The following is a 23,835-nucleotide window of genomic DNA, read 5'->3' on the forward strand; positions in this document are numbered from 1 at the left end:
TGATCAGCTGGGGATCCGGTGCGCGATGGCGTCGGCCAGGTCTTCATATTCTTCGCAACCGCTGCCGCAAAGCGACTTGATGGTCTGCAACTGCACCTGGGCGAGGTCGATGCGGCCTTTGATCACGTAGGCTTCGCCGAGGTATTCACGGACTTGAGCGTAGTTCGGGTCCAGTTCCAGGGCTTGCAGATAGTAGCCAATGCCTTCGTCGGTGCGACCCAATTTGCGGGTGGCATAGCCGCGATAGTTGAGGGCCTTGGCGGTATTGGGTTGCTTGAGGGTGTCGAGCAGGTCCAGGGCGGCCTGGTAATCGCCGTTCTTGGCCAGGCGGTAGGCGTAGTCGGTGCGATCTTCATCCGGTGTCAGACTGCTGACATACGGGATGCAGGCTTTTTTCGCCTTGTTCCACACCTGACCCTTGGGACAGGTAGGTGGCATGGATTCCGGCTTCTCGCCCGAAGCCAGTGCCGGCGTGCTCAACAGGGCCCCGGCCAGGCAACTGGCAGCCAGGAAGGGAACCGCGAATGTGGCTTTACGAATACTCATCGGTAATGCTCCGGTATCTGTTGGCTAGTAGACGCTGTTGCAGTGGGTCTTATTCACATCTGCTGAAATTTATTTGCGCTGCCAGGTGGCAGGGCGGCGGTTACAGTGGTTATGGATTGAACACTCGATGTTCCGGATTTATTCATTCCAGCAGAAAAAAATCGCCCGGCGGGCGATTTCTGTTCAAAGCGATCGTTCCCACCCGGGGGGCGGGAATGATCGAGAGAGGTTACAGGCCCAGGTCCGACAGCCCCGGGTGATCGTCCGGACGACGGCCCAGGGGCCAGTGGTACTTGCGCTCCGAAGCCTTGATCGGCATGTCGTTGATGCAGGCGTAACGGGTAGCCATCAAGCCGTTTTCGTCGAATTCCCAGTTTTCGTTGCCGTAGGAACGGAACCAGTTGCCAGAGTCGTCATGCCACTCATAGGCGTAGCGCACGGCGATGCGATTGTCGGTAAAGGCCCAGAGTTCCTTGATCAGTCGGTAGTCCAGTTCCTTGGCCCATTTGCGGCTCAGGAAAGCCTTGGCTTCCTCGCGGTTGTGGGCGAACTCGGCACGGTTACGCCATTGAGTGTCCAGGGTGTAGGCCAGGGACACGCGCTCCGGGTCGCGGGAGTTCCAGCCGTCTTCGGCCAGGCGGATCTTCTGGATCGCCGACTCACGGGTGAAAGGGGGAAGCGGCGGGCGGACGTCAGCGTCAGATGACATGGCAATGTCTCCAATTGAGTAGGGTTCAGACAAGTTGTCGCGCTTGGGTCAAGCGGTCGCAGGCCCGTCGGCCACTCGCTCATCCGGAGCGTAGCGGCGGTTAGGCGCGCGACTTAGAGCGCCAATAACGTTCGCGCCATGCATTGCGCATTATCGGCTGCACCGGGGTCGCCCATGACAAGTGCAACGGTAATGGCGCCATCGATCAGGATCAGCAACTGTTTACCCGTTGCCTGGGGATCGACGACGCCATGTGCTTCACAGAGCTCGACCACATAGTCGAGCAGCTTCTGTTTGTGTTCCCTGGCCAGTAGCCGTACCGGGTCCAGGGGATCGCCGGTTTCACCGGCGGTATTGATAAAGGCGCAGCCGCGAAAGCCCTCGCTGGCGAACCAGCCGCCCAGCACGCTGAACAGGGCGAGCAGACGCTCACCGGAGCTGGCGGCCTGCTCGACTTCGCCGCGATACCACTGCATCCAGCGGATATCCCGGCGGCGCAAGGCTTCCAGGGTCAGTTCGTCCTTGGTACCGAAGTACTTGTAGAGACTTTTGCGCGCCACACCGGAGGTGCGCACCAGCAGATCAATGCCGGTGGCATGAATGCCACTTTGATAGATCAACTGCTCGGCGGTATCCAGCAGGTTTTCGCGAGTCTGGTTCGGAGTGATGTTGTTCATGGGGAAGAGAGTAGAACGATCGTTCTCTGCGGTCAATCGTCTTTTTGAAATAAACCCTGATGGGCGCTAGGGGGGGATGGCCGGGGAGTGCATGCTGGAACGGCTCCAGGTTGGCAGCAGAGCCCTCTTCGAAGGCGCGTCCGAGAGCGGCGCATGGTGTAGACTCAGCGATCCTTCGCATTCGACCCTAGCGAGCCCTATGCCGTCGCTCTTCAAACGCTCCCTGTTGCCCAAACTGCGCAGCTTCCCCCTGGCCGCCGAGGCCTTGACCATCCTGCCTTCGGCGGCCGAGTTCCGGCGTTGTCTGCTGGAGAAGATTGCCGCTGCCCGGCAGCGCATCACGCTGGTGGCGTTGTACCTGCAGGAAGACGAAGCCGGCCAGGAAATCCTCGACGCCCTGCATGCGGCCAAGTCGGCCCGTCCGGAGTTGGACATCGTCGTGGTGGTGGACTGGCTGCGGGCCCAGCGCGGCCTGATCGGGGCCGGCAAGCAGCCAGGCAACAGTGCCTGGTACCAGGCGCAAACCCGCGACCACGCCACGGAAGTGCCGATCTATGGGGTGCCGGTGCAAACCCGCGAGCTGTTCGGCGTGTTGCACCTCAAGGGTTTCGTGATCGATGACTGCGTGATCTACAGCGGTGCCAGCCTGAACAACGTCTACCTGCACAAGTTCGACAAATACCGTTTTGACCGTTACCACGTGCTGCACAACACCGCCCTGGCTGACTCGATGCAGGGACTGATACGCAACGAGTTGCTGGGCTCCCGGGCGGTACGCCGTCTCGACGTGCCCGAGTTGCCGACGACCCGAAGCCTGCGCGGCGATATCGGCGATTTGCGCAGCCGCCTGAAGAAGGTCGGCTATGACACCACGGCCGGCAGCGAGCCGACGTTCGGTCTGTCGGTCAGTCCGGTGATGGGCTTGGGCAAGAACAACCCGTTGAACCGCCTGGTCTGTGAACTGATCGCCTCCAGCCAGCAGCAACTGACCATCTGCACGCCCTATTTCAACCTGCCGCTGGCGGTGACCCGGGAAATCAACCGGGCCCTGGAGCGCGGGGTGAAGATCGATATCATCGTCGGCGACAAGACCGCCAACGATTTCTATATCCCGCCAAGCCAGCCGTTCAAGGTGATCGCCGCCTTGCCCTATCTCTACGAGATCAGCCTGCGGCGTTTCGCCAAGCGGCATCAGGCGGTGATCGACAGCGGGCAACTGAATCTGCACCTGTGGCGTGACGGCGACAACACCTATCACCTCAAGGGCATGTGGGTCGACGAACGTTATACCTTGCTGACCGGGAACAACCTCAATCCACGGGCGTTCCGACTGGATCTGGAGAATGCCCTGTTGATTGACGATCCGCGTCGCGAGTTGCTGGAGATGCGCGAGAAGGAGTTGGCCCAGATCATGGAAAACACCCAGCGGATCGACAGCTTCAAGGACCTGGAGACCCTGATGGACTATCCGGAAGCGGTGGGCAAGTTCCTGCGGCGTGTCAGTCGGGTGCGGATCGAGCGGTTGTTGTATCGGATGTTGTAAGGTGGGAGGACGGCAGGGGTAGCGCGTTATCGTTCATCGCGAGCAAGCTTGCTCCTACGGTATTGAGTCGTTCGCGAAAGCGGATTCAACCGAATCATTGTAGGCGCCAGCCTGCTGGCGAAGGGGCCATCCCAGGCGATATCAATCCCCCGGGATGAATACCGGCCTCAGTTCAGGCCCAGCTTGCCACGCAGGGTCGACAGGTCTTCGGCCAGGGTCGTGACCGGACCCACCAGGGCCTTGCGGTCGGCTTCCTTGACCTTGTCATAGGTTTCGAAACCGCCATCCTTGGTCTTGTACTTGGCCAGGATCTTGTCCACGGCGGCGAAGTTCTTGTCCACCTTGGCGGCGAACCCCTTGTCCTGCTTCTCGATCTGCGGACGGAACAGGTCGACGATTTTCTTCGCGCCGTCGATGTTGCCCTGGAAGTCATACAGGTCGGTGTGGCTGTAACGGTCTTCTTCACCGGAAATCTTGGTGGCCGCCACTTCTTCCAGCAGCGCAGCGGCACCGCCGACGACTTTCTCAGGAGGGAAGGTCAGGCCGGCGACGCGGGTCTGCAGGTCCTTGACGTCCTTGTTCAGGCCATCCGCCAGGGCGCCCAGGCCGTCGGTGGTGTTTTCCGAGAACAGGGTGTATTCGATACGATGGAAACCGGTGAAGTCTTCGGCCGTCACGCCTTTTTCATGGTCGTTGACGCGCGAGTCGATGGCGCCGTCCAGGTCATTGAACAGCTCGGCGATCGGCTCGATCTTCTCGTAGTGCACGCGAGTCGGTGCATAGAGCTTCTTGGCGGTGGCCAGGTCGCCTTTCTTCACCGCGTCGGTGAACTGCTGGGTCTTGCTGGCCAACTCGTCAAGTTCTTCGGTCACATAGATCTTGTAGTCGGACACTGGCCCCACCAGATCCAACGGCGCGGTGGCCGCGAAAGCCGAAAGCGGTGTGTGGAACAGGCCAAGGGCCAACAACAAAGCAAGAGGCGACTTCTTCATGGGACGTTTCCTGGTGAGTTAAGGGTCAAGCGATGGCTTTTTGTTTTACAGCTGAAAGCAGTGAGCGACCGATAAAGTCCTGATCGCTGGTGACCCCGGGCAGGGTGAAAAAATAACCGCCGCCGATGGGCTTGAGGTACTCCTCCAGGGGCTCGCCGTTGAGCCGGGTCTGCACGGCGATAAAGCCTTGCGCCAGATCCGCTTGGTAGCAGATGAACAGCAGGCCCATCTCCAACTGGCCGTTCTTGCTCACGCCATTGGAGTAGTTGAACGGGCGACGCAGGATCAGGTTGCGCTGGGTTTCGGCGGTGCGCGGATTGGCCAGGCGGATATGCGCATCGAGCTTGGTCAGCTTGCCTTCCGGGTCCTTGCTGTAGTCGGGGACCTGGTTCTCCGTCTGGCCATCCATGGGCGCACCGGTGGTCTTGACCCGGCCGATGATGCTCTGCTGTTCCTGCAGCGGCGTGCGGTCCCAACGCTCCACCAGGTTGCGGATGATCCGCACGGCCTGATAGCTGCCGGCCACGGCCCAGGCCGGTTCATTGGTCCCGGGCTGGACCCAGACGATTTTGTCCATGGCGCTGGCATCGTTGGAGTCGGGGTTGGCCGAGCCGTCACGGAAACCGAGGAAGTTGCGTGCGCTCTGGGCTGGTTCACCGGCCTTGACCGGTGCCTGGGCCGGTACCGTGCCTTCCTGTTTCCAGCGCACCAGCAGCAGGTCCGGAGTGTTCTTGACGATATCGCGCAGGGCGTGAATGTTGGTGTCCGGAGTGTTGGAGCAGAACTGGATGCTCAGGTCGCCGTGGCACAGTTCCGATTGCAGTGCGTCGTTGGGGAAACCGACCATGCGGATCAGGTGCTTGGGCTTGACGCTGGCCAGGCCGTAGCGCTCATCGAACAGCGACTCACCCACCGCGACGGTGATGGTCAGGTTGTCCGGGGTAACCACCGGGCCGAGAATCCCGGAATCCAGGGGCGGCAGTTTTTCATCGACCTGTTTCACCGGACCGCCGCTCATAAGGAACGCGATGCGCTTGTTCAAGGTGCGGAACAGGCGTTCGAGTTCCTCGCTGTCGCTGGCCAGGACGTCGAAGGAGACGATCATGCCGGCGGCCGGACGCGGGGTGACGATCCCGGTCTGGTGCTTGCCGTGGAAGTCGTGGCGGTCCTCGGTCTTGTCGCTGCTCGGGGCTTCGGTGACCTGTGCCTGGCTGGCGGCCATGGCCGGGCAGCTCAGGGCGCTGCCGGCGAGGGCGGCGCCGGCCACCCCCATGCCCAGCAGGACGCGACGGCGCTGGGCGGAGAATTCGGCGTTGTTGTGTTCTGAATCGCTCATGTTCGTATCGTCTGCTTGGTTACAGGCCGGAAAGGCCGAGGGCGGGATCGATTCCATCGAGTGCATCGGCCAGGTCCTTGGCCTTGTTGCTGATCTGCTGGCGTTGCGCGGCACTTACGGTGTCGTAGGTGACATAGCCGTCGGTGTTGCGCAGGCCGTTGAATTCGGCGTCGAGGGCCGTGGCGGCGCTGTCGATCTTCACCAGTAGCTCGCCGGACGACTTGACCAGCAGCGGTCGCATCAGGTCGATGACCTTTTGTGCGGCTTGCAGGTTGGCGGCGAAGCCGTCCAGGTCGACGTGGCTGTAGCGCTCTTCTTCGCCGCCGCTGGCGCGGGTATCGGCCATGCTGCGCAGGCTGCGCACGACGATGCTGACCAGTTGTTCCGGCGGCAGAGATTGGGCCAGCAGTTGCTGCTTGAGGTTGGCGACATCGGCTTGCAGATGCTGGGCGACCGGCACCAGGCCGTCGACGCTGCGTTGCTGGAACAGGCCGTACTCGATGCGGTGGAAGCCGCCGAAGCCGGGGTCCTGCTCGCGTTTTTCGTAATAGTCGGCGCGGGCATTGATCGCGTTATCCAGTTCGGCGAGCCGCTGGGCGGCCGGGGCCAGGCGCTGGTAGGCGGCACGGGCCGGGGCATAGAGCACCTGGGCCTGGGTCAGGTCACCGGCGGCAATCGCCTGTTCCAGTGCATCGACGGCCTTGATCAGTGCGTTGCCCTGGCTGCTCAGGTAGACGCGGAACTCCGACAACGGCCCGATAAAGGCGGTCATTGACGGACGCGCCTTGGCCGCGGCCTCGGAAGCCGCCGTAGGCGTGACGTGCAGGGTGCCGCGCGGATTGCTCAGCAGGCCGCAGGTAATGGCGTAGTCGCCGGGTTGCAGGTTGGCATTGATCACCTGGCTCAGGCCCGGGGCGATGTTCTCGCGCTCCTCGAGCACCAGTACGCCGTCGAGGATCTCCCACTCGACCGCGCGTTGCGAACTGTTGAGGATGCGGAAGCTGTTCTGCCCGGCCGGCACGCTCAGGGCATTTGGCTCGCAGCCGTGGGCCTGGATGGTCACGGTGATTTCGTTGTGATGGGCCTGGCGTTTGCTCGCGGCCAGTTGCGAGGCGTAATAGAACAGTCCACCGGCCGCGATCATCACGATCACCGAGCCGGCTACCGCCCAGCGCAGGGCCTGGGGCGGTTTGCCAGTTGCAGGGTTGGACATGGGTAACCTTACTGGTTGGGAACGGAAGAAGTGTGCTTGGGTGCCGGTGCCGCGCTCGGCAGGAAGAACAGCACCAGGGTGAACGCCAGGTACAGCAGGTAGGCGCCGAGGACGCTGACCGTCGGCGCATCCTGGTAACCGAACATGCCGGCCAGGACCGAGCCCGCCGGGCCGTCCATCGGCAGCGTGGCGCTGATATCGAAGACCACGGTTTGCAGGTGGTTCCACAGGCCGGCTTCATGCAGGGCCTGGACCGAATTGGCGAGGATGCCGGCGGCGACCACCAGGATGAACAGGCCGGTCCAGCGGAAGAACAGACCCAGGTTCAGGCGCATGCTGCCGCTGTAGATGGCGAAACCGATGAAAATCGCCAGGATCAGGCCGAGCAGGGCGCCGATGGGTGCGCCCGGACCGTCACTCTGCTGGAACACCGCCAGCAGGAAGAACACGGTTTCCAGGCCTTCGCGGGCCACGGCGAAAAACACCATGGCAATCAGCGCCCAGACCTGATGTTTGGAACCGGCGAGTGCCTGGTCGAGGGATTCGTGCAGGGCGTGCTTGATGGAGCGGGCGACCTTGCGCATCCAGAACACCATCGAACTGAGGATGCTGACGGCGACCAGTCCGACCACTCCTTCGAAGAGTTCCTGCTGTTTCTGCGGGAACTCGGCACTGACCAGCTCCAGGCCACCACCGACCAGCAGGGCAAGGGCGGCGGCGAGAAACACGCCGATCCACACCGCCGGCATCCACTGACCCCGGCCGGTCTGCTTGAGGTAACTGGCGATAATGCCAACGATAAGCGCGGCTTCAATGCCTTCGCGCAGCATGATCAGGAAGGGAACCAGCATTCGGCAACGCACCACTGTTAGAGAAGATGGTAATTTGTAACATAATGATACTCATTACTAAACAGTTTTGATTGCTAATTGCTGAATGGTGGCTGAATAGGCGCGGCGGGACGCTGGGAAGGGGCTGTCCGGTGCTGTTTGCGCGCGGGGGATCGGCGATCCGCAAGAGGCGGGTTTACGCGGTCACTGTGGGAGCCGGCTTGCTGGCGATGGCGTCCGTATGGACAGCGCAAGGCTCAAGGCCCTCATCGCTGCGATACGGCGTCCCGACAAGCCAGCTCCAGGTTTTGCGGTGTTTTCAGGATTCGGTCTTATTGGAATCAGTTATTGAAATTGCAGGAATCCGACAGCTTGAGGTAGCTGATCTCCGCGGGCTTGCCGGCGGTATCGATGAACTTCATGTCGGCCGTGATGACTTTGCATTCCTGGCTCGGTTGCTCAGTCATCGAGATGACCTTGGCCACGTGCAGGGGCATGCCGTAATGATAAGGCACGGGTTGAGTGGTGCCGGTGTTGTCGGCCTGTGCCAGGCCGGCAAAGGTCGAGAGGGCCAGGGCTCCCATCGCCAGCAGGGTACGTAGTTTCATGGCATTTCTCCGAAGCAGGCTTGAGGTTTTATCCAGCGCCATGGGGGTGTTGGACATGCCGCGGAGGGCGTCAGGGGAAAGCTGCGCGAGCGCGGTCGATTCCACTTTCAATATGCAGGATTAATCCTGAATTAAGTGTAGGATTTTTTATTAGCCTGCTAGTGAAATTGACCGCCTGAGGTTAACCATTACTCTGGAAATGATCTCGGTTCAATGCACCCCGTGGGAGACATCGGTCGATGTCTCCCACGGGGTGCATGCGCTATCAGCGCTCTTATGCGTTGTACAACGACGCGCAATACATCACAACCATCCTGCAGCCTTGTTGTGCTTGCGACAGTTGCAATGCGCTTATGCACTATAATCAGTTATTAAAATTTGCAGTAACGGTTACTCCAAAAAAATCTAACTACCTGTTATTTTTGACAGTATTCGGTCGGGCGTGCCCGCCTTATATTTTATTTGTCTCGATTTAAGGACAATGAAAAGACTGCCGGGTTTGGTGAAAGCCCCGTGTTGTATAGGCTGAACGGTTGAGTTTTGATGAAACAGATATCTTTCTCTTATGTCGAATATGCGGGCAGGCGTGAGCGCTTCCTGATCGAAATGAATCAGGTGGTGCCGTGGATGGGTTTAATTTACGAAAAGGAAGTGGTAATGCTCGGTTTGGAGGATGGCCCTCTGTCATGGAGTAAAAGACTCTTCTGCAAGGATGCTGATCCAATCGAAATGTACCATATGCGGGAAGTTCGTTATGTTAATCACGCCTCTTACCTGAGTGGAGGGCATATCATGTTGACTGCAGATGATTTCAAAGGTTTAAATCCTGGCGATAAAGTACAGATCAGGCTTGATCCTGAATCAAGAGCAACCCAATGGGTTTATTTTCACTCGGTTTTTGCTGGGCGACTGAACTATAATGATCTGAATTTTCAGGAGTATTCGGTTGAGCTATCAACGCTTACATCTCCAATTGCCTCTTGATCGCCTAAATGGGATGGTCATAGCGGGCCTCATGCCGCAACCGGTGCTATCAGGTGTTGGTGGGCTGAGTTGCGGCTCGGCTACGGCGTTGCGAGAAGAATGATGCTGTTCCTGGTAAAGGGGGGTGACCGAAATATGTGCAAAATACTCAGTCAAGGGCGGTGAGGCTTGCATGCGGTTTTGGAATAATGGTTACTCCCAAAAAACCTAATTACCTGTCATTTCTGACAGTATTCAGCTGGGTATGGCTCTTCTATATTCCTCTTGTCGTCGAATTAATAACTCACCAGGTTCAGATAAGGAGTTTTTTTATGAGAAAGGAACAGAGCGATTCTGTTAAAGGATCGGCTGCACAGGCTCCTCACATAAATTGGACATGCGTCGACACTACTGTATTTGATATTTCCGATAATCCGCTGGGCCCCTATACACTTACTCAAGGGCTTGCCTACGACCCTGAAGCCAACCGGGTGTTTTTTTTCTGGGTGTATCACCTTGCCTGTGCTCTCTCAAGCAGGTTTTTTAAGGGGGAACGTTGAGTATGTCGAAGAACTCTCCAAGAAGTTTCTCTTTCCCGCAGATCTCACCAATTATGGAATTAACCATGTGGGGTGCATCGATATCCTTGATGGCGAGATATTAGCACCCCTTGAGGATAAACGATATGCAGGGGAAAACTATTTGAATCCGATGCTTGCTACATTCGATCCGGAGACATTCGCTTACACCGGGACACATGCATTATTGCCGCGCGATGAGGATCAGGATAATGGGGTGCCTTGGGTTGCGGCTGACGCCGCACACGGCGTTGTTTATACATCAAAGTATAGCCCTGAGAGATTGAATATATTTCCCATTGCCACATTGTGGTCCGGCACACCCGTTCGTGAGCAATTGCAACTGTCTCGACGTATTCGCGACGTACAGGCCGGAAAAGTACTTGATGGTCATCTTTATGTTATTTCTGAAGAAGAAGTGAAAGTAATCGATTTGACGGATGGCGCGGTGTTTGATGTTCATTTGGGGGGCTATTTGCCAAGGCCAGAGAATCCAGATTATTTTTATGAGTGGGAGCATGAGGGATTGGCCTTCTTTCACGGAGAAAAAGGTTCTTTTCTTCATTTGACGGCTGTTAGGAGTTTGGGTGGTCCAGACATCATTTATCCAATTCCGACCGGTGTGGTTGTTTTTGATTTTAAGATAAGTTCTAAGTGATGAAGGTCGTCGCTGCTACGATAGTTGGGCCGAATTAACGCCCTGTGGGAGCAATCAGTCGACGCTCCCACAGCGGGCCCGTGCGGTATCAGGTCCTTATGCGTTGTTCGACGACCCGCAACACATCACAACCATCCTGCAGCAAGAGCGCGGCCACCCCGGAAATTCGCATCAGATCAATGCCATCCGAGTGATGAGTGCTCATGCACGACACGCTGTCCAGCAGCCACCATTCGCGACCAAGCGAATGTGAGGGTGGCAACTGTACGCGGGTTGGCCGACCGGTCCCTAAGTTCCGGCACACCCGAAGGTGTCCCACGCACAGTCGCCATAGAAATATGCAGGCGCAAAAAAAGCGCCTACTTTCAGATGGTGAGCGCTTGTGCGCTTAGGGATCGGACGGCCAAGTCCGGCCGCTGAATTGGCAGCGACGGTTTAACTATAAGGCTATGAGTCTAGTTATGCAACTGGTAGCACGGTCGCTGTAAAACTCATTTGTGTGTCGCCTTGAACCCGTAGCGCGAGCAAATGTCATTGCAGATGCATTCAGGGGGCGGTGTTAGAGCTATATCGCGATGCACTCTGTCAGTTGCAAGCGGTACCCATCGCCGATTTCAAAGGGCTGGGCGAGCCTGACCATCCTGTGCGCGAATTTTTCGAACAGTTGGATGAGTTGTTCTAGTCCTTGTCAAAGGTGGCTATAAATGAGAGGCCACCCAGCAGCAAAGCAGGCATAGCGATCGCCGCATCGATCTGATAGGGCGAAAGCAGATGATACCAAGGCATGCGGAATGCCAGGATACATAGAACGAGGCCGAAGCAGGCCCTGTACCTGTGCCGTAACTTGTAGCGCAGTGACATATAAAGCAGGAACTCGATGAGTCCGAATGTAAAAAGAAATATCAGAAACTCAATGAAATATGCTGTCAAAATATTATTTCCCGGACTTCAGGATCATTGAGGAGGATGATTGCTGCGGACCAATCCCGCCTTCAACGGTAGCGACAAGGCTTAGGATGATATCGCCAGCGTGATAAGTCGGTAATTTCCCACCTACAAACCTGCTTGCCCCAGCCCCAAGAACAAACCTACCAACGCGCTTCGCCACCTCCCCACCTGGCAAAGCCGCCGCCATAGCACCAAAGGCTGTTGATGTAAGCATTGAGACGAGAGTACGTTGCTCATTCAGGCGGTCCGCTTGCTCCCTGGTTAAAGGTTGCGAAAAGGCGATCATCATCAAACAGGGACGCTCTTGAGCCAGCATCTTGTCATATAGCTGGACGATCAAACGGGTCACTTCGTAGTGGGCAGTACGCACTTCGCAAAAACGTAAGCTGTACAAGTTTGCACGGTCAGAAGGCTGAACGATAAAACGGCCGACATGAAAAACAATGCCCAAACGCCCTTGGTAGCGATATCGCTCAATATCCATATAGGTGTCCTTGAAAGTCGAGAATCCCTGCTGCGTTTTTTTCTGCAGCCTTAACGGCCAAACGCTATAAGAACCAGCGACCATTAAAAATAAGACCAATCCGATATGCCTGTAGGGCTTTCTCCTTATTGTCGAGTGAACCAGCTATGAGTCTCGCTGCGGCCTTTTTGGCCTCGTGCGCACTCATCCGCCTGGCATTTTTCTTCCACAAAGGGTCACTCGTTTCTAGCTGCCTACTTTCTGGGGGCTCTGTCCATGCTGAGCGTCGGGCTCAAATCAGCTCCGTCCCTACCAAACGGCTGCCCCCAAATCACCCACTCCCGCACTGCCTTGGGGCCTTCACACCCACACCCTCGTGGCCTTCCGTAGCACCGTGCTGTGCTAGCGCCCGTGACATTGTTTTTTCGAAAATCCTATCTAATTGATTTTTATTGAGTTTATAGCCTCGATTGCAGTACGCAGAATCTGCTGGCACAGTTTCTGCTGTCTATTCCGTTGTTACATACCAAGTTCCGTTATAGCGGAATACACATCATCGGAGTGCAACGTCATGCAGCGTGGACTTTCCTTGTTTAAAGCCTGTGTTTTTCTTCTGGCGGCTTCGGCGGCGGTGGCTGCGCAAGCAGCCGACAGCAAGCTCGATAGCGTGCTCAAGCGCGGTCACCTGATTGTAGGCACTGGCAGCACCAACGCGCCGTGGCACTTCCAGGGCGCAGACGGCAAGTTGCAGGGGTTCGATATCGATATCGGCGGCATGATCGCCAAGGGCCTGTTCAACGACCCGAGCAAGGTCGAGTACGTGGTGCAGTCTTCCGATGCGCGGATTCCCAACCTGCTGACCGACAAGGTCGATATCAGCTGCCAGTTCATCACCGTGACCGCCAGCCGCGCCCAGCAGGTCGCCTTCACCTTGCCGTACTACCGCGAAGGGGTCGCGCTGCTGCTGCCGGCCAATAGCAAATACAAGGAAATCGACAGCCTGCGTGCCGCCGGCGACGGCGTTACCGTGGCCGTGCTGCAGAACGTCTATGCCGAGGAACTGGTGCACCAGGCGCTGCCCAAGGCCAAGGTCGACCAGTACGACAGTGTCGACCTGATGTACCAGGCCATGAGCACCGGCCGGGCCGACGCCGCCGCCACTGACCAGTCCTCGGTCAAGTACCTGATGGTGCAGAAGCCCGGCATGTACCGCAGCCCGGCTTTTGCCTGGAGCCCGCAAACCTATGCCTGCGCGGTCAAGCGCGGCGACCAGGACTGGCTGAACTTCGTCAACACCACGCTGCATGAAGCCATGACCGGTGTCGAGTTCCCAACCTACGCGGCGTCCTTCAAAAAATGGTTCGGTGTCGATCTTCCTTCGCCAGAAATCGGTTTCCCTGTCGAATTCAAGTGATCCGTTAAGGGCAGGGCGCCGAATGCGGCGCCCCGTCGAAGGTACTGCGAACCATGAACTATCAGTTGAACTTTGCCGCCGTCTGGCGCGATTTCGACACCTTGCTGGCGGGACTGGGCCTGGGCCTGGAACTGGCCCTGGTGTCCATCGCCATCGGTTGTGTGATCGGCCTGATGATGGCGTTTGCCTTGCTCAGCAAGCATCGCGCACTGCGGGCGCTGGCCTCGGTGTATGTGACGGTGATCCGCAACACGCCGATCCTGGTGTTGATCCTGTTGATCTACTTCGCCATGCCGGGCCTGGGCATCCGGCTGGACAAGATTCCCTCGTTTATCGTCACGTTGTCGCTGTATGCCGGGGCCTATCTGACTGAGGTGTTCCGCGCCGGCCTGCTGAGCATTCCCAAGGGCCAGCGCGAAGCCGGGCTGGCCATCGGCCTCGGCGAATGGCAGGTGCGGGCCTATGTCACCGTCCCGGTGATGTTGCGCAACGTGCTGCCGGCGCTGTCCAACAACTTCATTTCTCTGTTCAAGGACACCTCCCTGGCAGCGGCCATCGCCGTGCCGGAGCTGACCTATCACGCCCGCAAGATCAACGTGGAAAGCTACCGGGTGATCGAAACCTGGATGGTGACCACGGCGCTCTATGTGGTCGCCTGTTACCTCATTGCCCTGATGCTGCGTTACCTCGAGCAGCGTCTGGCGATTCGCCGATAGGAGGCACTCATGTACGAATCGCAAAGTTGGTTGCATGAGTTGTGGATCGCCCGGGAAACCCTCTGGGAGGGTTTCCAGACCAGTGTCGCCGTTTCGGTCCTGGCGATTGTCTGCGGCACCCTGATCGGTATTGTCGCCGGCCTGGTGCTGACCTACGGCAAGTTCTGGATGCGCGCGCCGTTTCGCCTGTATGTCGACCTGATCCGCGGCACCCCGGTGTTCGTGCTGGTCCTGGCCTGCTTTTATATGGCCCCGGCCCTGGGCTGGCAGATCAGCGCCTTCCAGGCCGGTGCCCTCGGCCTGACGCTGTTCTGTGGCTCCCACGTGGCGGAGATCGTGCGTGGCTCGATGCAAGCCATCCCGCGTGGCCAGATGGAAGCGAGCAAGGCCATCGGCCTGACCTTCCACCAGGCCCTCGGTTATGTGCTGTTGCCCCAGGCGCTGCGGCAGATCCTGCCGACCTGGGTCAACTCCTCCACCGAGATCGTCAAGGCTTCGACCCTGCTCTCGGTGATCGGTGTCGCCGAGTTGCTGCTCAGCACCCAGCAGGTGATTGCCCGGACTTTCATGACCCTGGAGTTCTACCTGTTCGCCGGTTTCTTGTTCTTCATCATCAACTACTCGATCGAGTTGCTCGGTCGGCATATTGAAAAGCGGGTGGCCTTGCCATGATGACTGATTCCCAAGCGCTGCTCAGCATTCGCGGGCTGCACAAACAATACGGCAAGCTCGAAGTGCTCAAGGGCGTCGACCTGGACATGCAGCGTGGCAACGTGGTCACGCTGATCGGCTCCAGCGGCTCGGGCAAGACCACGCTGCTGCGCTGCGTGAACCTGCTGGAAGAGTTCCAGGGCGGCCAGATCACCCTGGACGGCGAGTCCATCGGCTACAGCGAAGTCAACGGCAAGCGCGTCCGCCATCCGGAAAAAGTCATCGCCCAGCATCGGGCCATGACCGGCATGGCGTTCCAGCAGTTCAACCTGTTTCCGCACCTCACGGCCTTGCAGAACGTGACCCTGGGCCTGCTCAAGGTCAAGAAACTGCCCAAGGACCAGGCCGTGGCGCTGGCGGAGAAATGGCTGGAACGGGTCGGCCTGCTGGAGCGGCGTAATCACTTTCCCGGGCAGTTGTCCGGTGGCCAGCAGCAACGGGTCGCGATTGCCCGGGCCATTGCGATGAATCCCAGCCTGATGCTGTTTGACGAAGTCACTTCGGCCCTCGATCCGGAACTGGTCGGGGAAGTACTGGCGGTGATCAAGGGCCTGGCGGAAGAGGGCATGACCATGTTGCTGGTCACCCACGAGATGCGTTTTGCCTTCGAGGTCTCGGACAAGATCGTGTTCATGAACCAGGGGCGTATTGAAGAACAGGGGCCACCCAAAGAACTGTTCGAGCGTCCGCAGTCGCCGCGTCTCGCGGAATTTCTGAAAAACACCCGTTTTTGACTTTTCATTCAAGGAGAACAGCATGAGCATTATTCGTTATGGCACCGGCAGCACCGCGGGTGGCGGTCAGCCGCGTCCTTTCGCCCGCGCCGTCGAAGCCGATGGTTGGTTGCACGTGTCCGGCCAGGTGCCGGCGCTGAATGGCGAAATCATTGTCGGCGGCATCGTCGAGCAGACTCACCAGACCATGAAGAACCTGATCGCGATTCTCGAGGAGGCCGGTTATGGTTTGAAGGATGTGGTGCGCGCGGGTGTCTGGCTGGAGGACCCGCGGGACTTCTGGAGTTTCAACAAGGTGTTTTCCGAGTACTTCACGCCCGAGCACGCTCCGGCGCGGGCCTGTGTCCAGGCGAACATGATGGTCGACTGCAAGGTCGAGATCGATTGCATCGCGTACAAGAAGAAGTGATGAAACCCTGATGGCCTATTCGCGGGCAAGCTCCGCTCCCACAAAGTCAGGGGCGGGCCGCTGTATTGCGTACAACCGAAAATTTGTGGGAGCGGAGCTTGTCGGGACGCCGCACCGCCGCGAAAGCGATCTAACAGTCGCCGCGGGACTCTGGGTACACTCCCCGGCAATTTTTCCAATGGGATGGCACTGACATGACCGAAGACACCATCAAGCGCCGGGCAAAAGGGCTGGATCGGGCGTTCGATATTCTCGATTACCTCAAGGAAGTCGGCCAACCGCTACGTCCCAATGACATTGCCAGCGGTATCGGCAGCCCGAAGTCCACGGTCTACGAGCTGGTGGCATCCCTGCTGGAGCGGCGCATCCTCGAATCGGTCGGCAAGGAAGGCCATGTCTACCTGGGCCGTCAGCTGTATTTTCTCGGCCAGGCGCACCTGCGGCATTTCGACCTGAGCCGCGAAGCCGACCACGCCTTGCAGGAAATCGTCAGCCAGACCCGGGAAACCGCGCAGATGTGCCTGCTCAACGGGCGCAAGTACACCGTGGCGCTGATGAAGGAAGGTGAGCGGCATTTCCGGATTTCCTCGGATATCGGCGAAAACGCGCCGATTCCCTGGACCGCTTCCGGCCGCCTGCTGCTGGCACACCTGAGCGACCAGCAAATCATCGACCTGATCGACCACGACGACTTCATCCTGCCGGACGGCCAGCGCCTGCCGCTGGAGGTGTTTCTCAAGGAAATCCGCCAGGCCGGGATCGACGGGTTCTTTTCCTTCGATAGCGTCGCCGACACCTTTACCCACTGCTTCGCCGCGCCCGTCAAGGACGAGCGCGGCATTTGCATCGCCACCCTGTGCATCGTCGCCCCGCGGGCCGATGCCAAGACCAACTACAACGACTATCGCCGGGTCCTGATCGAGAGCGCGAACAACCTGGCCCGTCGCATCAACGACTAGTGCGGCCGCCACGGGCGCCGCCGATAAGGAGTTTGCAATGTCTACTGCCTTGAACTTCACCGCCGTGGAAAAAGGCGCCGCCAGCGTCGGTGCGCAACTGGTGAGCGATGTCAGTCTGCCAGCCCTGGTGCTCCACCGCGACGCCCTGGAGCACAATATTCGCTGGATGCAGGATTTCGTCAGCGCCAGCGGCGCCGAGCTGGCGCCCCATGGCAAGACCAGCATGGTGCCGGCGCTGTTCCGGCGGCAACTGGCCGCCGGGGCCTGGGGGATGACCCTGGCGACCGCCGTGCAGACCCGTGCCGCCTACGCGGCAGGCGTCCGGCGAGTGCTGATGGCCAACCAGCTGGTGGGCGCGCCGAACATGGCGCTGATCGCCGGGTTGCTGGTCGATACGCAGTTTGAGTTTCACTGTATGGTCGATCACCCGGACAACGTCGCGGCCCTGGGGGCTTTCTTCGCCGAGCGCGGCCTGCGCTTGAACGTGATGATCGAGTACGGCGTGGTCGGCGGTCGTTGTGGTTGCCGCAGCGAGCAGGAAGTGCTGGACCTGGCTCGAGCCATCAAAGCCCAGCCGGCATTGGCCCTGACCGGTATCGAAGGTTACGAAGGGGTGATTCATGGCGATCAGGCCGAGAGCGGGATTCGCGCCTTCGCCGGCTCCCTGGTGCGACTGGCGGTGGACCTGCAGAACAGCGATGCGTTCGATATCGGCAAGCCGATCATCACCGCCTCGGGTTCGGCCTGGTACGACCTGATCGCCGAGGAGTTCGAGGCCCAGGACGCCGACGGACGTTTTCTCAGCGTGCTGCGCCCGGGCAGTTATGTCGCCCACGACCATGGCATCTACAAGGACGCGCAGTGCTGCGTGCTGCATCGCCGGGGTGACCTGAGCGAAGGCTTGCGTCCGGCACTGGAAGTCTGGGCCCATGTGCAATCGATACCGGAGCCGGGCTTCGCGGTGATCGCCCTGGGTAAGCGCGATGTGGCCTTCGATGCCGGGTTGCCGGTGCCTTTGCTGCGTTATCAGCCGGGGGTGCTGCCGGCAATGGGCGAGGATGTCAGTGCCTGCAAGGTGACGGCGGTGATGGACCAGCACGCATTCATGACGGTGGCGCCGGGCTGCGAGTTGAAGGTTGGGGATATTGTGTCGTTTGGCACCTCTCATCCGTGCCTGACGTTTGACAAGTGGCGGGTCGGTTGCATTGTCGATGAGCGGATGAGTGTGATCGAAACCTTCGAGACTTGCTTCTAAGCGGATATCGTCTTCGCGGGCAAGCTCCGCTCCCACAGTGTCGGTGTCGATCCCGGACAGAGTGATCGACACAGGACCAGTGGGAGCGGAGCTTGTCGGCACGCCGCAGCGCCGCGAGAAAGCCGTATCGGACACTATGAGACCCGCAGAATGACCACCCTGAACCTGCCCCTACCGCGCATTGCCCTGATCGGCGAATGCATGATCGAACTGCAACAACACGCCGACGGCAGTCTGCACCAGAGCTTCGGTGGCGACACCCTGAACAGCGCCGTGTACCTGTCCCGCGAACTGGGTGGACGGGCTTCGGTGGACTATGTCACGGCCCTGGGCGATGACAGCTTCAGCGACAGTATGTGCCGGATCTGGCGCGAGGAAGGCATTGGCTTGGACCTTGTTCAACGCCTGCCAGGGCGCTTGCCCGGTTTGTACTGCATCCAGACCGATGCCAAGGGCGAGCGCCGGTTTCTCTACTGGCGCAACGAAGCGGCCGTGCGCGACTGCTTCACTGCGCCGAGCGCGGCCCCGGTGCTGGCGGCTTTGCCGGATTACGACGTGCTGTATTTCAGCGGCATCACCCTGGCGGTGCTGGGCGAACTCGGCCGGGAAAAGCTGGTTGCGGTGCTGCAAGAGGCCCGTCGGGGCGATACCCGGGTGGTCTTCGACAATAACTATCGGCCGCGTCTCTGGGCGAATGTCGAGCAGGCGCGTGAGGCGTATCGCTCGGTATTGCCTTATGTCGACCTGGCCTTGTTGACCCTGGAAGATGAGCAGGCGCTGTTCGATTATGCCGATGGCGAGGCGGTGTTTCGTGCCTATGAGCATATCGGCATCCCGGAAGTGGTGATCAAGCGGGGGGCGGAGAGTTGCCTGATTCACTGCGAAGGCGCGGCGTTCGAGGTGCCGGCGCAGAAGGTCGAGACGGTGGTCGATACCACGGCGGCTGGGGATTCGTTCAGTGCGGCGTATCTGGCCAGTCGCCTGAGGGGCGGTGATCCGCAAGAAGCGGCGTTGGCCGGGCATCGGCTGGCGAGTCGGGTGATTCAGGTGCGTGGGGCGCTGATTCCACGAGGCTGACGGTTCAGGCCTGAGTGTGTGGAGGTGCTAGTTTTGTGGCGAGGGGGCTTGTCGGGACGCCGCACCGCCCCGTTCGGCTGCGAAGCAGTCGTGAAGCCAGTCACTGCATTCGACCTGATGCACCCGGATCACAGATTTTAGGGCCGCTTCGCGCCCTAACGCGGGCAAGCCCGCTCGCCACAAGTGTTACGTGCCTTAATCGCGGTAAAAGACCTGCACCAGATGATACCCAAACTTGCTCTTGATCGGCCCGTGCACGGTGCGCAGCGGCTTCTTGAAAATCACCTGGTCGATGGCACCGACCATCTGACCCGGCCGGACTTCTCCCAGGTCACCACCGCGCTTGCCGGAGGGGCAGGTGGAGTACTTCTTGGCCAGCACATCGAACGCCTCGCCCTTGGCGATACGTTGCTTGAGCTGTTCGGCTTCCTCGGCGGTCTTGACCAGGATATGGCGGGCTTGGGCTTTCATTGATTCGTTACCTTGAAGCGTTGGGGCATGCGACGGGCGCGGCATTATGCCTGAAGGTCAAGACGCTTGCCCGATCATGTCGCGCACCCGGATCGCCAGTGCATCGAGGGTGAAGGGCTTGGCGATCAGGTCCATACCCGGCTCGAGAAAACCTTGGCGTTCGGCGGCCTTCTCGGCATAACCGGTCATGAACAGCACCTTGAGCCCAGGACGGTGCTGGCGGGCGACTTCCGCCAGTTGCCGACCGTTCATCCCCGGCAGGCCGACATCGGTGACCAGCAGGTCGATGCGCAGGCTCGACTCCAGCAGCGGCAAGGCGGTCCGCGCATCCGCCGCCGGGTGCACGGTATAGCCCAGTTCGTCGAGGACATTGAGCACCAACATCCGTACCGCCGGGTCATCCTCGACCACCATCACCGACTCGTCGATCTCGGCCAGCGGCGACTCCGCCGGTTGCCGCGACGGTCGCGGCGCCTCTGCTTGCGGCGCGTGATAGCGCGGCAGGTACAAGCGTACGCTGGTGCCTTTGCCCGGCTCGCTTTCCAGGGTGACATGGCCGCCGGACTGCTGGGCAAAGCCATAGATCATCGACAAGCCCAGGCCCGTGCCCTGGCCGATGGGCTTGGTGGTGAAGAACGGGTCGAAGGCCTTGGCCAGAATCAATGGGCTCATCCCGGTGCCGTTGTCGCTGACGCCGATCATCACGTAGTCACCGGCCTTGACCGGTTCCAGGGTGCTGATGTCGCCACCGTCGAGATAGCTGTTGGCGGTCACGATACGCAGCTCGCCACCGTCGGGCATGGCATCGCGGGCGTTGATCACCAGGTTGAGCAGGGCGCTTTCCAGTTGTCCGGTGTCGGTGTTGACCGGCCACACGTCCTGGCCCAGTTCGACCTTCAAGCTGATATGCGCGCCCTTGGTGCGGCTGAACAGCTCTTCCAGCGACTGCACCAATTGGTTGGGATCGATGCGCTTGCGGTCCAGCGATTGCCGTCGGGAAAATGCCAGCAATCGGTGGGTGAGGGCGGCGGCCCGTTGTGCCGAGCTGACGGCGGCGTCGGCAAAACGGCCGATTTCGTCGCTGCGCCCGGCGGCGATATAGCGTTGCATCAGATCGAGGCTGCCGATGATGCCGGTGAGCATGTTGTTGAAGTCATGGGCTATGCCGCCGGTCAGTTGTCCCACCGCTTCCATTTTCTGCGCGTGACGCAAGGCTTCTTCGGCCCGCTCGCGCTCGAACATCTCGTTCTGCAAGCGCTGGTTGGATTCGGCCAGTGCTCGGGTGCGCTGGGCGACACGCTCTTCCAGGGTCTCGTTGAGATTGCGCAGGGCCTCTTCGGTACGTTTGTGTTCGGTGATATCCAGGGCCGCACCGACAAAGCGCCGCGCCCGACCATGGGGATCGAGTTGGCAGCGTCCGCGAGCAAAGACCCAGCGCACCTGGCCGTCGGCGTGCAATACCCGGTATTCTTCGGCGTGCTCGGTGTGCTGCTCCAGGCACTGCTTGATGCCATGGGCCACCAGCGCGCGATCTTCAGGGTGCACACTGTCCATATAGACGCTGATGGGGGTCTGGCTGGCCAGCGCCGGGTCGACTCCGTGCAATTGGGCGAAATGAGCATCGGCGATAAAAAGGTCCTGGTCGATATCCCAGTCCCAGGTACCGAGTCGGGTGGCGGTGTCGCCTGGAGATCCGTTCATAAACCTGCCTTGAAGGTGAAGCTTTGGGTTGCGCCGCGGCTTATTATCCCGCCAAGCTGTAGACATCCGTCATATCTGAATGACACAAGCTTAATCGCACAAACCTCTTTTTGACTGTATTGCGGACAACTTTGCCATGGATATCCACGCGTTGCTGAAAACCCTGGCCGCCCAGGACGGTTCGGACCTGTACCTGTCCACCGGTGCGCCGCCCTGTGCCAAATTCAACGGCGTGCTCAAGCCATTGGGCACGGACTCGCTGAAGTTGGGTGAAGTGGCGGCCATTGCCGACGGTATCATGGATGCCGAGCAACGCCTGCAATTCGAGCGCGAACTGGAAATGAACCTGGCGCTGTCCTTGCCCGGTGTCGGCCGCTTCCGCATCAATATCTTCAAGCAGCGCAACGAAGTGTCCATCGTCGCGCGCAATATCAAGCTGGAAATTCCTCGTTTCGAAGACCTCAAGCTGCCGCCAATCCTGCTTGAGACCATCATGGAGAAACGTGGCCTGGTGCTGTTCGTCGGTGCCACCGGTTCTGGCAAATCGACGTCGCTGGCAGCGCTGATCGACTACCGCAACCGCCACAGCAGTGGTCATATCATCACCATCGAAGACCCGGTGGAGTACATCCATCGGCACAAGAAGTCGATCATCAACCAGCGCGAAGTCGGGGTCGACACCCGCAGTTTCCACGCGGCGCTGAAAAATACCCTGCGCCAGGCACCGGACGTGATTCTGATCGGCGAGATCCGCGATCGCGAAACCATGGAGCACGCCCTGGCGTTCGCCGATACCGGGCACCTGGCGATCTCCACCCTGCACGCCAATAACGCCAACCAGGCGCTGGACCGCATCATCAACTTCTTCCCCGAAGACCGCCGGCCACAATTGCTCAATGACCTGGGCAACAACCTCAAGGCGTTCGTCTCGCAGCGTCTGGTCGCGACCCTGGACGGCAAGCGCCGGGCGGCGGTGGAGGTGATGCTGGGCACGCCGACGGTGCGGGATTTCATCAAGCGCAATGAGTTTTCCGAGCTCAAGGGCATCATGGAGAAGTCCGAGCTCATCGGTATGCGCACCTTTGATACGGCCTTGTTCGAACTGGTGGTGGAGGGCGCGATCGACGAGGAGGAGGCGTTGAAGAACGCCGACTCGGTGAACAACCTGCGGCTGCGCCTGAAGTTGCATCAGGACACCACGGCCCTGACCGTGCAGAAGACCCCTCCCGCGCCGCCGATCGCGGCGAAAGAGTTGGATGCCAAGGACTGGGGCCTGGTGGAAGATGGCAACACGCCCCACGGTTGACTCCGCGCCGCCCATAACCTGATGGGCGGCGCTTTCCGGATCAGGGCAGTTTCCTCGTGTTGCAGGGACGGCCGCGTTGCTCAACCCAACTGATGTCGATACGGCAAGTCCGGGCCGTTGCGGCTACAGGTAATTGCAGCAGCGCCGACGGCGAAATCCAGCATCGCATCGATCTGAGCCTTGTCCAGACGCTCCAGGCCCTGTATCGAGTCCAGCTGCTGTTCGGTCAACCAGGCGATCAGCGCTGCCTGGAAAGTATCGCCGGCACCGACGGTATCGACGGTGATCACTTCGCGGGCCGGCACCGACCAGTGGCCATGCTGGCGACTGTAGACGCTGGCGCCCTGGGTGCCGCGGGTCAGGAACACCAGCTGGCAGCGCTGGGACAGCCACTCCTGGGCGATGCTCTGCGGGTCGCGATCCGGGTAGAGCAGGCCCAGGTCCTCGTCGCTGACCTTGATCATGTCGGCATGGGCGGCCAGGGCCGCGATCCGTTGGCGCCAGAGCTCGATATTCGGTTTCGGGTTGAGTCGCACGTTGGGGTCGAGGGAAATCAGCCGCCGGCCGCTTTCCCGCCGCACCAGGGCCAGCAGGGTGTCGGCAATCGGTTGCACCACCAGCGAGAACGAGCCGATATGCAAGCCACGCACCTCGTCGCCGAGTTTCGGCAGGTGCCCCGGCAGCAACTGGCGGTCGGCGCAGCCTTCGCCGCGGAAGCTGTAATGGGGCGAGCCGTCGGCGCCCACGGCGACCATCGCCAGGGTGGTGGGGGCCTCGAAGTCCAGCAGATAATCGGCGCGCACACCTTCTTCTTTTAGGACCTGCTGCAAGCGGCGTCCGAGATAGTCCGTGGACAACCCGGCAAACAACGCCGCGTCGACCCCCAGGCGGCGTAAGCCGACGGCGACGTTGAACGGCGAACCGCCGGCAATCGCCTTGAAATTCACTTTCGAGGCTTGTCCGCTTGCCTCATCACTGAAAAAATCGAACAGCGCTTCACCACAGACCAGATACATGG

Annotated in this window: 23 protein-coding genes and 1 pseudogene; 12 read left to right on the forward strand and 12 right to left on the reverse strand. The window is 59.7% G+C overall.

What is annotated here, in order from left to right; translation table 11 throughout:
- Window positions 1-3: 3 nt before the first annotated feature.
- From M5B99_RS05610 to M5B99_RS05620, 3 genes are all read right to left on the reverse strand, one after another.
- Window positions 4-546, reverse strand: coding sequence for a tetratricopeptide repeat protein (locus tag M5B99_RS05610; RefSeq protein WP_248803055.1), 543 nt, complete (start codon window positions 544-546; stop codon window positions 4-6).
- 229 nt (window positions 547-775) lie between these two features.
- Window positions 776-1,255, reverse strand: coding sequence for a DUF1348 family protein (locus M5B99_RS05615; protein WP_248803056.1), 480 nt, complete (start codon window positions 1,253-1,255; stop codon window positions 776-778).
- Window positions 1,256-1,368: 113 nt separating this feature from the next.
- Window positions 1,369-1,932: a TetR/AcrR family transcriptional regulator gene (locus tag M5B99_RS05620; RefSeq protein WP_248803057.1), complete on the reverse strand. Its 564-nt coding sequence runs from the start codon at window positions 1,930-1,932 to the stop codon at window positions 1,369-1,371.
- Between the two features lie 199 nt (window positions 1,933-2,131).
- Here M5B99_RS05620 and pssA point away from each other — a divergent pair, with 199 nt between their 5' ends.
- Window positions 2,132-3,475, forward strand: coding sequence for a CDP-diacylglycerol--serine O-phosphatidyltransferase (pssA, locus tag M5B99_RS05625; protein WP_248803058.1), 1,344 nt, complete (start codon window positions 2,132-2,134; stop codon window positions 3,473-3,475).
- Window positions 3,476-3,642: 167 nt separating this feature from the next.
- On the opposite strand, the gene efeO (M5B99_RS05630) is transcribed toward pssA, so the two are convergent.
- The 5 genes from efeO (M5B99_RS05630) to M5B99_RS05650 form a co-directional block, all read right to left on the reverse strand.
- Window positions 3,643-4,467 (reverse strand): iron uptake system protein EfeO, encoded by an 825-nt coding sequence (gene efeO, locus M5B99_RS05630; protein ID WP_248803059.1) that lies wholly within the window; start codon window positions 4,465-4,467, stop codon window positions 3,643-3,645.
- A gap of 25 nt (window positions 4,468-4,492) precedes the next feature.
- Window positions 4,493-5,803, reverse strand: coding sequence for an iron uptake transporter deferrochelatase/peroxidase subunit (gene efeB, locus M5B99_RS05635; protein WP_248803060.1), 1,311 nt, complete (start codon window positions 5,801-5,803; stop codon window positions 4,493-4,495).
- 19 nt (window positions 5,804-5,822) lie between these two features.
- A complete protein-coding gene (gene efeO, locus M5B99_RS05640; RefSeq protein WP_248803061.1) occupies window positions 5,823-7,016 on the reverse strand; it encodes an iron uptake system protein EfeO in 1,194 nt (397 codons plus the stop codon).
- An 8-nt stretch (window positions 7,017-7,024) separates the two neighbouring features.
- A complete protein-coding gene (gene efeU, locus M5B99_RS05645) occupies window positions 7,025-7,867 on the reverse strand; it encodes an iron uptake transporter permease EfeU (RefSeq protein ID WP_248803062.1) in 843 nt (280 codons plus the stop codon).
- A 320-nt stretch (window positions 7,868-8,187) separates the two neighbouring features.
- Window positions 8,188-8,454 (reverse strand): DUF2790 domain-containing protein, encoded by a 267-nt coding sequence (locus M5B99_RS05650; RefSeq protein ID WP_248803063.1) that lies wholly within the window; start codon window positions 8,452-8,454, stop codon window positions 8,188-8,190.
- A gap of 543 nt (window positions 8,455-8,997) precedes the next feature.
- Between M5B99_RS05650 and M5B99_RS05655 the strand changes: the two genes are divergently transcribed.
- Both M5B99_RS05655 and M5B99_RS05660 read left to right on the forward strand, forming a co-directional pair.
- Entirely contained in the window at window positions 8,998-9,438 is a 441-nt protein-coding gene (locus M5B99_RS05655; RefSeq protein ID WP_248803188.1) for a hypothetical protein, read from the forward strand.
- Window positions 9,439-9,933: 495 nt separating this feature from the next.
- Window positions 9,934-10,653: a hypothetical protein gene (locus M5B99_RS05660; protein WP_248803064.1), complete on the forward strand. Its 720-nt coding sequence runs from the start codon at window positions 9,934-9,936 to the stop codon at window positions 10,651-10,653.
- 934 nt (window positions 10,654-11,587) lie between these two features.
- On the opposite strand, the gene M5B99_RS05665 is transcribed toward M5B99_RS05660, so the two are convergent.
- On the reverse strand, window positions 11,588-12,184 hold the full coding sequence (locus M5B99_RS05665; RefSeq protein ID WP_248803065.1) for a hypothetical protein: 597 nt from the start codon (window positions 12,182-12,184) through the stop codon (window positions 11,588-11,590).
- A gap of 451 nt (window positions 12,185-12,635) precedes the next feature.
- Here M5B99_RS05665 and M5B99_RS05670 point away from each other — a divergent pair, with 451 nt between their 5' ends.
- From M5B99_RS05670 to M5B99_RS05705, 8 genes are all read left to right on the forward strand, one after another.
- On the forward strand, window positions 12,636-13,478 hold the full coding sequence (locus M5B99_RS05670) for a transporter substrate-binding domain-containing protein (protein WP_191488431.1): 843 nt from the start codon (window positions 12,636-12,638) through the stop codon (window positions 13,476-13,478).
- 53 nt (window positions 13,479-13,531) lie between these two features.
- Window positions 13,532-14,194 carry an amino acid ABC transporter permease gene (locus M5B99_RS05675; protein WP_248803066.1) on the forward strand — a complete coding sequence of 221 codons (663 nt, stop codon included), beginning with the start codon at window positions 13,532-13,534 and terminating at the stop codon, window positions 14,192-14,194.
- A 9-nt stretch (window positions 14,195-14,203) separates the two neighbouring features.
- Entirely contained in the window at window positions 14,204-14,866 is a 663-nt protein-coding gene (locus M5B99_RS05680) for an amino acid ABC transporter permease (RefSeq protein WP_248803067.1), read from the forward strand.
- Window positions 14,866-15,639, forward strand: coding sequence for an amino acid ABC transporter ATP-binding protein (locus tag M5B99_RS05685; protein ID WP_248803181.1), 774 nt, complete (start codon window positions 14,866-14,868; stop codon window positions 15,637-15,639). The genes M5B99_RS05680 and M5B99_RS05685 overlap by 1 nt, the downstream gene beginning before the upstream one ends.
- 22 nt (window positions 15,640-15,661) lie before the next feature.
- Window positions 15,662-16,048, forward strand: a complete 387-nt coding sequence (locus M5B99_RS05690) for a RidA family protein (RefSeq protein ID WP_248803068.1) — start codon at window positions 15,662-15,664, stop codon at window positions 16,046-16,048.
- 194 nt (window positions 16,049-16,242) lie between these two features.
- Window positions 16,243-17,007: an IclR family transcriptional regulator gene (locus M5B99_RS05695; protein ID WP_248803069.1), complete on the forward strand. Its 765-nt coding sequence runs from the start codon at window positions 16,243-16,245 to the stop codon at window positions 17,005-17,007.
- Window positions 17,008-17,044: 37 nt separating this feature from the next.
- Window positions 17,045-18,262 (forward strand): amino acid deaminase, encoded by a 1,218-nt coding sequence (locus M5B99_RS05700; RefSeq protein WP_248803070.1) that lies wholly within the window; start codon window positions 17,045-17,047, stop codon window positions 18,260-18,262.
- Window positions 18,263-18,412: 150 nt separating this feature from the next.
- The gene (locus tag M5B99_RS05705; RefSeq protein WP_248803071.1) at window positions 18,413-19,339 is read left to right on the forward strand and encodes a sugar kinase; all 927 of its coding nucleotides are present in this window, start codon (window positions 18,413-18,415) and stop codon (window positions 19,337-19,339) included.
- Window positions 19,340-19,534: 195 nt separating this feature from the next.
- Here the strand turns inward: M5B99_RS05705 and M5B99_RS05710 are convergent, their stop codons facing one another.
- Both M5B99_RS05710 and M5B99_RS05715 read right to left on the reverse strand, forming a co-directional pair.
- A complete protein-coding gene (locus M5B99_RS05710) occupies window positions 19,535-19,810 on the reverse strand; it encodes a peptidylprolyl isomerase (RefSeq protein WP_007932676.1) in 276 nt (91 codons plus the stop codon).
- Between the two features lie 57 nt (window positions 19,811-19,867).
- Window positions 19,868-21,478, reverse strand: a pseudogene (locus M5B99_RS05715) (ATP-binding protein); the annotation flags it as partial.
- Window positions 21,479-21,647: 169 nt separating this feature from the next.
- Between M5B99_RS05715 and M5B99_RS05720 the strand changes: the two are divergent.
- Window positions 21,648-22,817, forward strand: coding sequence for a PilT/PilU family type 4a pilus ATPase (locus tag M5B99_RS05720; protein ID WP_248803073.1), 1,170 nt, complete (start codon window positions 21,648-21,650; stop codon window positions 22,815-22,817).
- Window positions 22,818-22,897: 80 nt separating this feature from the next.
- On the opposite strand, the gene M5B99_RS05725 is transcribed toward M5B99_RS05720, so the two are convergent.
- Complete coding sequence (locus M5B99_RS05725) at window positions 22,898-23,833, reverse strand: carbohydrate kinase family protein (protein ID WP_248803074.1); 936 nt, start codon at window positions 23,831-23,833, stop codon at window positions 22,898-22,900.
- Between the last annotated feature and the right edge of the window lie 2 nt (window positions 23,834-23,835).

Origin of the sequence: Pseudomonas sp. MWU13-2100 (assembly GCF_023242365.1) — a bacterium.
GTDB lineage: Bacteria > Pseudomonadota > Gammaproteobacteria > Pseudomonadales > Pseudomonadaceae > Aquipseudomonas.